Origin of the sequence: Saccharopolyspora sp. NPDC002686, from assembly GCF_040295745.1 — a bacterium.
Classification (GTDB): Bacteria; Actinomycetota; Actinomycetes; order Mycobacteriales; family Pseudonocardiaceae; genus Saccharopolyspora; species Saccharopolyspora oryzae.
Genome location: NZ_JBEOVY010000315.1, coordinates 1 through 9,320, shown reverse-complemented (window position 1 = coordinate 9,320; position 9,320 = coordinate 1). Strand labels below are relative to the sequence as shown.

The 9,320-nt window shown below is 71.2% G+C and carries 11 protein-coding genes; 3 read left to right on the top strand and 8 right to left on the bottom strand.

What is annotated here, in order from left to right:
* Positions 1-129 precede the first annotated feature (129 nt).
* The 8 genes from ABTZ89_RS30595 to ABTZ89_RS30560 all read right to left on the bottom strand — a co-directional run bounded on the left by ABTZ89_RS30595 (position 130) and on the right by ABTZ89_RS30560 (position 6,466).
* Positions 130-1,596 carry a glycoside hydrolase family protein gene (locus tag ABTZ89_RS30595; protein ID WP_351051205.1) on the bottom strand — a complete coding sequence of 489 codons (1,467 nt, stop codon included), beginning with the start codon at positions 1,594-1,596 and terminating at the stop codon, positions 130-132.
* A 28-nt stretch (positions 1,597-1,624) separates the two neighbouring features.
* A complete protein-coding gene (aroQ, locus tag ABTZ89_RS30590) occupies positions 1,625-2,059 on the bottom strand; it encodes a type II 3-dehydroquinate dehydratase (protein WP_270953314.1) in 435 nt (144 codons plus the stop codon).
* Positions 2,056-3,162 carry a 3-dehydroquinate synthase gene (gene aroB, locus ABTZ89_RS30585; protein ID WP_270953313.1) on the bottom strand — a complete coding sequence of 369 codons (1,107 nt, stop codon included), beginning with the start codon at positions 3,160-3,162 and terminating at the stop codon, positions 2,056-2,058. The genes aroQ and aroB overlap by 4 nt, the downstream gene beginning before the upstream one ends.
* Positions 3,163-3,247: 85 nt before the next feature.
* Positions 3,248-3,766, bottom strand: coding sequence for a shikimate kinase (locus ABTZ89_RS30580; protein ID WP_351051201.1), 519 nt, complete (start codon positions 3,764-3,766; stop codon positions 3,248-3,250).
* Complete coding sequence (aroC, locus tag ABTZ89_RS30575) at positions 3,766-4,971, bottom strand: chorismate synthase (protein ID WP_270953311.1); 1,206 nt, start codon at positions 4,969-4,971, stop codon at positions 3,766-3,768. Before aroC ends, ABTZ89_RS30580 begins: the two co-directional genes overlap by 1 nt.
* A 52-nt stretch (positions 4,972-5,023) precedes the next feature.
* Positions 5,024-5,518 carry a prepilin peptidase gene (locus ABTZ89_RS30570; RefSeq protein ID WP_351051197.1) on the bottom strand — a complete coding sequence of 165 codons (495 nt, stop codon included), beginning with the start codon at positions 5,516-5,518 and terminating at the stop codon, positions 5,024-5,026.
* Positions 5,519-5,777: 259 nt separating this feature from the next.
* Positions 5,778-6,233: a PTS sugar transporter subunit IIA gene (locus ABTZ89_RS30565; protein WP_351051194.1), complete on the bottom strand. Its 456-nt coding sequence runs from the start codon at positions 6,231-6,233 to the stop codon at positions 5,778-5,780.
* On the bottom strand, positions 6,230-6,466 hold the full coding sequence (locus ABTZ89_RS30560; protein ID WP_270953309.1) for a PTS sugar transporter subunit IIB: 237 nt from the start codon (positions 6,464-6,466) through the stop codon (positions 6,230-6,232). Before ABTZ89_RS30560 ends, ABTZ89_RS30565 begins: the two co-directional genes overlap by 4 nt.
* A gap of 278 nt (positions 6,467-6,744) precedes the next feature.
* On the opposite strand from ABTZ89_RS30560, the gene ABTZ89_RS30555 reads away from it, so the two are divergent.
* From ABTZ89_RS30555 to ABTZ89_RS30545, 3 genes are read left to right on the top strand one after another with little or no spacing between them, the layout of a single operon-like run.
* Positions 6,745-7,545 (top strand): GntR family transcriptional regulator, encoded by an 801-nt coding sequence (locus tag ABTZ89_RS30555; protein WP_351051191.1) that lies wholly within the window; start codon positions 6,745-6,747, stop codon positions 7,543-7,545.
* A gap of 52 nt (positions 7,546-7,597) precedes the next feature.
* Complete coding sequence (locus ABTZ89_RS30550; RefSeq protein WP_351051188.1) at positions 7,598-8,860, top strand: PTS transporter subunit EIIC; 1,263 nt, start codon at positions 7,598-7,600, stop codon at positions 8,858-8,860.
* Between the two features lie 49 nt (positions 8,861-8,909).
* The gene (locus tag ABTZ89_RS30545) at positions 8,910-9,182 is read left to right on the top strand and encodes an HPr family phosphocarrier protein (RefSeq protein WP_270954305.1); all 273 of its coding nucleotides are present in this window, start codon (positions 8,910-8,912) and stop codon (positions 9,180-9,182) included.
* Positions 9,183-9,320: the final 138 nt, after the last annotated feature.

Here is a 9,320-nt window from a genome sequence, read left to right as displayed (position 1 = left end):
GCCCCGGCGGAGCCGTCGTCGCCCCGGGAGGTCTGCAGTTTCAATTGAAACTATGATCCGCCGTGGGTGGGATCCGCAGTTTCAATTGAAACTGCGGTCAACGGAGGCCAGCGGACCCGTCCGACGGGATCAGCGGCGGAGGTCTCCGCCTCGGGGACGTGAGTCCCACTCGGGTTGGGGGACGTCGGTGACCGGTGAGCCGTTGGCCGCCGCGACCTCCGGCGGGACCGTCCACAGTCGACCCCGGTCGTCCAGCAGCGCGACGTCGCCGTTCGGGGCGCGCAGCGCCTTCGCCCCGGTCCCGATGGTTGCGACCACGGGGAGCTCGTCCACCGCGGTGATCCGGCGGTCCAGAACCCTGGCCACCAGGAGTTCCGCCACGGATCGGCGCTCGATGCGGACCTTCCCGCCGTCGTGCAGCACGTCCACGGTGCGCGAGGGCGACGGCACGGCGAAGCCGTTGAGGACCGATGCCGCCCGCTGAGGCGTGGCGCAGCCGTCGAATCCGGTGACGTCGATGCCGAAGTGGCGGATGTCGGTCGGCGAGGGCCGCGACGCCGTGGCCCGCAGGACGTCCAGCGAAACCGTGCCGCAGGGGTCCGATGTGGACACCGGAGCGGTTCCGCCGGGCCCGCGGACCAGTCCCGGCCCCTCCTGCCACGGCCCGGGGATCAGCACCGCGGGATACGGGTGCCCGGTGAAATCGCGGTCCCAGAAGGTGATCGTCGTGCCGTCCGCCGTCTGGTGGGCGATCGCGAACGCGTCCAGCGCGGGCACCCACATCCAGTCAGCGCTGAAGGCGTCCACCACCGACCGCGAACGCGCCCCACCGGCCGGGCGGAACCCGTCCCCGGTCAGCGCCTCGACCTGCTCGCTGAACTCCGGGTTCCGCGCCCGGACGACGAACTGCCCGGCACCGTTCCACCCCGCCCCGGCGGCCGTGGTGTCGGTGAACATCAGGTAGAACCAGCCGTCCAGGTACAGCGCCGACGGCTGCCCCGCGCCGTAGGCGTTGTCCCGCCGGGCATCGCCGGCCGGCCTGATGATCGGCGCGCCCCCGGCCTCGCGCTGCCAGGCGAGCCCGTCCGGGCTGCTCGCGACCCCGATCGAATTGCCGTGCGCGTGGTCGTCGCCCGCCGCGCCGGTGTAGTACAGGTAGTAGCGACCGCCGACCTCCAACACCGACGGGTCGCAGGTGTGCATCCCGTCGAAACCGCCTGGCTGGCCGGTGAAGACCGGGACCGCGGGCGCGCCGGATGCGGTGTACGGCCCGTCGATGCCGCTCGACGCGGCCTGCAGGACGTCGTCCCCGGGCGGACCGATCCCCGGCAGCTGGCTGCACCACCACACCCGGTTCTGGCTGCCGTCCTGCAGCACCGTCGGCCCGTAGTTGTACGGCGCCGGAAAGCCACCCGAGACCACCACGCCGGCACTGCTGCGATCAGCGCCGACGTGCAGGTCGACGGGCAATCGTTCCGGCTGGGCCCCGGATTCGACGCGCGGAGGAGGGCCGGGCGTGCCCGACACCTGCGTGCAGCCGGCCAGCAGCACAACGCCGATCAGCCCGGCCGCCCTGCGCAACGACCTCCGCACCACCCGCGCCCTCCCCTGGAACCGGGCGCGCTTACGCGCTCGCGTGCTCGGCCAGCCAGCGGATCGCCAGCGGGTAGCCCGCCACGCCGAGACCGGCCACCACCGCGGTCGAGATGTCCGACAGGTAGCTGGTGTGCCGGAACTCCTCCCGCTTGTGCACGTTGGAGATGTGGAGCTCGATCAGCTCGGACTCGAGCTGCGCCGCCGCGTCGCGCACCGCGATCGAGTAGTGCGTCCAAGCACCGGCGTTGAGCACCACGGGCCACCGCTGGTCGGCGGCCTCGTGCAGCCACTGGACCATCTCGCCCTCGTGGTCGGTCTGGCGCACCTCGACCTCGACGCCGAGCTCCTCGCCCGCCGCCTCGCACATCCCGACCAGGTCGGCGTGGGTGGTGCTGCCGTAGACCGAAGGTTCGCGCTTGCCCAGCCGCCCGAGGTTCGGCCCGTTGAGCACCAGCACCTTCACAGCAGCACTCCCGTGGACTTGGGCTCGCCACCGGTCAGCGCGGAGTAGGCGGCGGCGATCAGCGACGGGTCCGGGCCTTCCAGCCGACCCGGCTTGGCCAGCCCGTCGAGCACGACGAACCGCAGCAGCCCGCCCCGGTTCTTCTTGTCGACCTTCATGCCCTCGAGCAGCTGGCCGAGCGCGTCCGGGTCGTAGCTGGTGGGCAGGCCCAGCAGGTCCAGCACCTTCTTGTGCCGGTCGGCGGTCTCGTCGTCCAGCCGCCCGGCCAGCCGCGCCAGCTCGGCGGCGAAGACCAGGCCCACGCTGACCGCGGCGCCGTGACGCCACCGGTAGCGCTCGCGGCGCTCGATGGCGTGCGCCAGGGTGTGCCCGTAGTTGAGCACCTCCCGCAGGTGCGACTCCTTCAGGTCCGCGGCGACCACGTCGGCCTTGACCTGGATCGACCGGCGCACCAGCTCGCCCAGCACCTCGCCGGACGGGTCGAGGGCCGCCTCCGGGTCGGCCTCGATCAGCCGCAGGATCTCCGGGTCCGCGATGAACCCGGTCTTGACGACCTCGGCCATGCCCGCGACCAGCTCGTTGCGCGGCAGGCCCTCCAGCGTCGCCAGGTCGGCGAGCACCAGGCTCGGCTCGTGGAACAGCCCGACCAGGTTCTTGCCGGAGTCGGTGTTGATGCCGGTCTTGCCGCCGACGGCGGCGTCCACCATGCCCAGCAGCGTGGTCGGCACGTGCACCACGCGCACCCCGCGCATCCAGGTGCCCGCGACGAACCCGGCGACGTCGGTCACCGCACCGCCGCCGAAGGACACCACCACCCCGCTGCGGTCCATGCCGACCTTGCCGAGCACGTCCCAGCAGAACCCGGCGACCTGCAGGCTCTTGCCGTCCTCGGCGTCGGGGATCTCCACCCGGTGGGCGTCCACCCCGGCCTCGGTCAGCTCTTCGCGCACCGCCTCGACGGTCGCGGTGATGGTGGGCTGGTGCACCAGCGCCACCACCGATGCGTCGCGCAGGAAGTCGACGAGCTCGCCGAGCAACCCCCGGCCTACCACCACGTCGTAGGGCTGCTGGCTGGCAACGCCGATCCGCACCGGCTCGGTCATCATCGTCCCTTCGGTGAAGGCGGTTCAGGGTTCAAAGCGTACGCACAACGGCCTGACCGCCGGTGCGGGAACCGGCGGTCTTCCATCAGCTGGACGCGGTGCTGGCCAGCGCGGCCACGACCTGCGCCACGACCTCGTCCGGCCCGGCGTCGTCGGTGGCGATCTCCACCGCGGCCACCGAGCGGTAGATCGGCAGCCGGGCGTCCAGCAGCGCCTTGAAGGTGGCGCGCGGGTTCACCCCGGCCAGCAGGGGGCGCGCGGTGGAAAGCCCGGCCCGCCGGGCTCCTTCAGCGAGCCCGACCGACAGGAACACCACCGTGTGCCCTGCCAGCAGCTCGCGGGTGCGCTCGGAGAGCACCGCACCACCGCCCAGCGCCAGCACGCCGTCGTGCTCCCGCAACGCGGTCGCGACGGCTTTTTCCTCCATGGCGCGGAACACCGGTTCGCCGTCGTTGGCGAAGATGTCGGCGATGGCGCGGCCGCTGGCGCGCACCACGTCGTCGTCGGTGTCGCGGAACGCGACCTCGAGGTGCTTCGCCAGCAGGCGGCCGATCGTCGTCTTGCCCGCGCCCGGCGGGCCGACCACCACTGCGCGCGGCGACATCAGTGCGCCTGCCGCTTCTCGGCGCGCTCCCGCAGACCGGCCAGGTAGCCCTCGACGTTGCGCCGGGTCTCCGGCAGCGAGTCGCCGCCGAACTTCTCCAGCACGGCCTCGGCCAGCACCAGCGCGACCATCGTCTCGGCGACCACCGCCGCGCGCGGCACCGCGGTGATGTCCGAGCGCTGGTGCATCGCCTGCGCCGGCTCGCCGGTGGTCATGTCCACAGTGGCCAGTGCGCGCGGCAGGCTGGAGATCGGCTTCTTGGCGGCGCGCACGATCAGCGGCTCGCCGTTGGTGATGCCGCCCTCCAGGCCCCCGGCCCGGTTGCTGCTGCGGCGGACCCACTTCGCGCCCTCGTCGGGGTAGATCTCGTCGTGCGCGGCGCTGCCCCGGCGGTGCGCGTTGGCGAAGCCCTCGCCGATCTCCACGCCCTTGATCGCCTGGATGCTCATCAGCGCACCGGCCAGCCGAGCGTCGAGCTTGCGGTCCCAGTGCACGTGCGAGCCGATGCCCGGCGGCAGGCCGTAGGCGATCACCTCGACGACGCCGCCGAGGGTGTCGCCGTCCTTCTTCGCCGCGTCGACCTCGGCCATCATCCGCTCGGTCGCGGCATCGCCGAAGGCGCGCACCGGGTTCTGGTCGATGGCCGCCAGGTCTTCCGGGCCGGGCAGCACGTCGTGCTCGGCGTCCACGCCGCCGAGGCTGACCACGTGGCTGACGATCTCCACGCCGAGCAGCTGCCGCAGGAACTGCTGGGCCACCGTGCCGACGGCGACGCGAGCAGCGGTCTCGCGGGCGCTCGCGCGCTCCAGCACCGGGCGGGCCTCGTCGAAGCCGTACTTCTGCATGCCGGCGAGGTCGGCGTGACCGGGGCGCGGGCGGGTCAGGGGCGCGTTGCGGGCCAGCGAGGACAGCACGTCCTCGTCGACCGGGTCAGCGGCCATCACCTGCTCCCACTTGGGCCACTCGGTGTTGCCGATGCGGACCGCGATCGGACCGCCCTGGGTGCGCCCGTGCCGCACGCCGCCGATGATCTCGAGCTCGTCGGCCTCGAAGTTCATCCGCGGGCTGCGACCGAAGCCGAGCTTGCGGCGCTCCAACTGGGTCGCGATGTCGGTCGAGGTCACCTCGACTCCGGCCACCATGCCTTCCAACACCGCCACCAGGGCGGGGCCATGCGATTCTCCAGCGGTCATCCAGCGCAGCACACATAGATCCTGCCACGTTCGGTCGCCGGTGAACCCGGCCGGGGGTCCCTGGTCACACCCACGGTGCGAAGGCGGTGACCAGCCACGCCGGCAGGAGCGCGGCAGGCCCGTGCGGTACCGCCCCGCGCCCCCGCCAGGAAGCCATGAGCAGCGTGAAGAGCGCCGCCGCGACCACCACGGCCAACACCGCTCCCACGGCCACCGCGCCCACCACCAGTCCCAGCACTCCCGCCAGCTTCACGTCGCCGGGCCCCAACGCGGCGGGCGAGATCAACCGCACCACCGCATACACCCCGCCGAACAGCAACAACCCGCCCGCAGCCCCGGCCGACACCCCTGGACGGTGCAGTGCCGCAACCGCGATGAAGACCAGCGCAACCGGATAAGCGGGCAACGTCAGCACATCGGGCAACCGATAAGCCCGCACATCGCACACGGCGAGCAGAACTCCGACCCACCCCAGCAGCAGCGGAACCCCCGCCCACCACCAGGGCATCCCAGTCGCAACGCGCACGGCCACCACGGCCCACAACACCGCGACTGCCATCTCGCACCACAACCGAGGCGCCGCCACGCCCCGTCGCACAGCGCCCAGCACAAGCCGCCCCAGCCACCCGGCACCGAACCCGAGCGCACCGCCAACGATCCCGATCACGACGACCATTCGCCCAAGATCGCCCCGACACCCCGGGATCCCCGGCATCCAACCCCGGAACCTCCGCATGTCGTGATCCCCGGAACGAGTGGAGGGGCCTCCGAGCGCGTTGCTCGAAGGCCCCTTCACCGAACCCCTGGTCGGGGGAAATTCAGGCGTCGACCGAGAAGAGGGCGTCGCCGGGGACGACCTGGCCGTCCTCGCGGACGTCGGCCAGGGCCTCGGGGCTCACCTCCAGGGCGATCACCGGGCAGATCGACGAGTAGCCGTGGGACTCGACCTCGGTCGGGTCCCAGGTGACGATGCGCTGCCCCGCCTCGACCGCGTCGCCCTTGGCGACGTGGAGGTCGAAGCCCTCGCCCTTGAGCTTGACCGTGTCGATGCCCAGGTGGACCAGCACCGCCGCGCCGCCCGGCGAGGCGATCACGAACGCGTGCGGGTGCAGCGTCGCCACCGTGCCGGCGATCGGCGCGACCGCGTCGGCCCGCCCGCCGGTGGGCTTCACCGCCATGCCCGGACCCACCATGGCCTGCGAGAACACCGGGTCCGGGACCTCGGCCAGCCCGGTGGCCAGGCCCGCCACCGGGCTGCCGACCTCGATGCTCACCGCAGGTCCTCGATGTCCTCGGCCAGCGTGTCCGCCTCCGGACCCACCACGACCTGCACCACGGTGCCCTGCGCCATCACGCCGTGCGCCCCGGCCGCCTTCAGCGCCGCTTCGTCGATCTTCGAGCCGTCCTCGACCTCGCAGCGAAGCCGCGTGATGCACGCCTCGATCTCCACCACGTTGTCCTCGCCGCCGAGCGCGGCCAGGATCGCCGCGGCCTTGTCCTGAGCCACCGCGTGCTCCCTTCCTCCGAACCAACGACGCGGACCGACCGCGCCGCGAAGATCTTGCGCCACTCGGTGTCGATGCGGCAACGAAATCGAAGCCGCCTTGACACCCGATCGCATGACGGCGCATTGTTCGCAACCGACTGGTTTAGACCGGACAGTACCAACTGGGTGCCGCCGGTCAACAGCACCGGGCGAACGCGGTGGTGATCCGCCAATGTTCAACCCGGTGACCGGTGTTCACAAGGCACCGGACGCGAAGAAGCAAGACCGGTGGAGGCAACGTGGCCGCGCGGGGAACCGCAGACGACAGTCGACGCGCTGAGAGCGTGCTGCGCGACGGTCCGACGCCCAAGCACGCCCAGCTGCGGGAAATCCTCCGCGAACTGGCCAGCGACGAGCTGCTGCCCGGCTCCCCGGTACCGTCCGAACGCGACCTCGCGGTCCGCTACGGCGTCTCGCGGCTGACCGTGCGGGAAGCCGTCGGCCAGCTGGTCGCCGAAGGACTGCTGGTGCGGGTGCGCGGCAAGGGCACCTTCACCACCCGGCCCCGCGTGGACTCCCAGCTGCACCTCGCGTCGTTCACCGAGGACATGCTGCGCCGCGGCATGCGCCCGGAGACCGTGCTGCTGGAATCCGCCGAAGCGGTCCCGCCCGAGGACACCGCCACCGCGCTCGACCTCGCCCCCGGCGAGACCGCCCACTGGCTCCACCGGCTGCGCAAGGCCGACGGCGCCCCGATGGCGGTGGAACGCGGTTGGTACCACGCCGGGCTGCTGCCCGGCCTCCTCGAGCGGGACCTGACCGACTCGATGTACACCCTGCTGGACCGCCACTACGACGTGCAGCTGGAGACCGGCACCCAGACCGTGCTGGCCGAAGGCGCCGACGCCGACACCGCGCGGCTGCTCGGCATCCGCCCGGGCAGCCCGGTCCTGGTGTTCCGCCGGATCGCCACCGCGCAGGGCCGACCGATCGAGGACATGACTTCCTGGTACCGCGGCGACCTGTACCAGGTGACCATGCAGCTGGACCGCGATCCGAGCGGGACCGGCCACCACCGTCCGACCATCCGGCCCGCGTGATGGGGAGCCGGATCCCCCGACGACTCGGTGTCCACGACACAGGAGGTAACCGATGAGTGCCAGCGCCCCAGCGGCGAGCGGCAACAAGAAGGGATTCGCCCAGCTGCAGCGCCTGGGCCGGAGCCTGATGCTGCCGATCGCCGTCCTACCCGCCGCCGCGCTGCTGCTGCGGATCGGCCAGGACGACCTGCTCGGCGCCGAAGGTCTCGGTGGCAAGGTGCACTGGCTGCTCCCCGTCGCCGACGTGGTCGGTGCCGCGGGCGGCGTGCTGTTCGACAACCTGCCGATCCTGTTCGCGATCGGTGTCGCGATCGGTTTCGCGAAGAAGGCCGACGGGTCCACCGCGCTGTCCGCCGCCGTCGGGTACCTGGTGCTGTCCGGCGTGATGTGGAAGATCACCGGCACCGAAGCGGACAAGGTGTACAACAAGGGCCCCTACGGCGTGCTCGGCGGCATCATCGCCGGTCTCGTGGCGGCCTGGCTGTGGCAGCGGTACCACCGCATCAAGCTGCCCGCCTACCTGGGCTTCTTCGGCGGCCGCCGGTTCGTGCCGATCGTCACCGCGGTCAGCATGCTGGTCATCGGCGTCGTCATGGGCCTGCTCTACCCGATCTTCGACGCCGGTCTGACGGCCTTCAGCAATGCGGTCACCCAGAACGCGGTGATCGGCGGCGGCATCTACGGCGTGGTCAACCGGTTGCTGCTGCCGTTCGGCCTGCACCACATCCCGAACAACGTGGTCTGGTTCCTCTTCGGCGACTACCACGGCGAGAAGGGCGACATCTCCCGCTTCTTCGCCGGTGACCCCACCGCGGGCACCTTCATGACCGGCTTCTTCCCGATCTTCATGTTCGCCCTGCCCGCCGCCGCGCTGGCCATCTGGCAGTGCGCCAAGCCCTCGCAGCGCAAGATCGTCGGCGGCGTGATGCTCTCGACCGCGCTGACCGCGTTCCTCACCGGCATCACCGAGCCGCTGGAGTTCTCGTTCATCTTCGTGGCCTGGCCGCTGCTGCTGGTCCACGCGCTGCTCACCGGTAGCGCGCACGCGCTGGTCAACTTCCTGGACATCCACAGCGGGTTCGGCTTCTCCGCGGGCGCCATCGACTACGTGCTCAACTTCGGCATCTCGAAGAACTCGCTGTGGTTGATCCCGATCGGGCTCGGCTACGCGGTCATCTACTACTTCGTGTTCCGGTTCGTGATCACGAAGTGGAACCTGCGCACGCCGGGTCGTGAGGAGGACGACAACGACACGGCCGACAACGGCGCGGATAATTCCGGTGAGAAGGCCAAGTCGGGCCCCGACCAGACCTGATCCCCGGCGCGCCCCTTCCCCCCGAAACCCCCGACGAACGGAGAGCTCAATGTTCGAGCGACGGGTCACCGTGGCCAGCAAGGTGGGTCTGCACGCCAGGCCCGCGGCCCTGGTGGCGAAGGCCGCCTCGGCGCAGCCGGTGAAGATCACCATCCGCAAGGACGGCACCGAGCCGGTCGAGGCGGGCAGCATCCTCGGCCTGATGACGCTGGGTGCGGCCTTCGGCGACGAGGTGGTCCTGGAAGCAGCCGGCGACGGCGCCGAAGCAGCCCTGGACCACGTTGCCCAGCTGGTCGCCACCGACCTGGACAACGCCAACTGATCCCAGCCCCCTGACGACGAACGGCTCCTCCGCACACCCGCGGAGGAGCCGTTCTCGTTCCGTCCCGAGCCGCAGTTTCAATTGAAACTGCGATCCGCCGTGCCTGGGTTCCGCAGTTTCAATTGTAAATGGGGTTGT

Bases quoted from the DNA above. Each gene is read 5' to 3' on its own strand.
- ABTZ89_RS30570 (WP_351051197.1), bottom strand. From the start codon at position 5,518: ATGGCAGTCGCGGTGTTGTGGGCCGTGGTGGCCGTGCGCGTTGCGACT.
- aroB (WP_270953313.1), bottom strand. From the start codon at position 3,162: ATGACCGAGCCGGTGCGGATCGGCGTTGCCAGCCAGCAGCCCTACGAC.
- ABTZ89_RS30580 (WP_351051201.1), bottom strand. From the start codon at position 3,766: ATGTCGCCGCGCGCAGTGGTGGTCGGCCCGCCGGGCGCGGGCAAGACG.
- ABTZ89_RS30550 (WP_351051188.1), top strand. From the start codon at position 7,598: ATGAGTGCCAGCGCCCCAGCGGCGAGCGGCAACAAGAAGGGATTCGCC.
- ABTZ89_RS30545 (WP_270954305.1), top strand. From the start codon at position 8,910: ATGTTCGAGCGACGGGTCACCGTGGCCAGCAAGGTGGGTCTGCACGCC.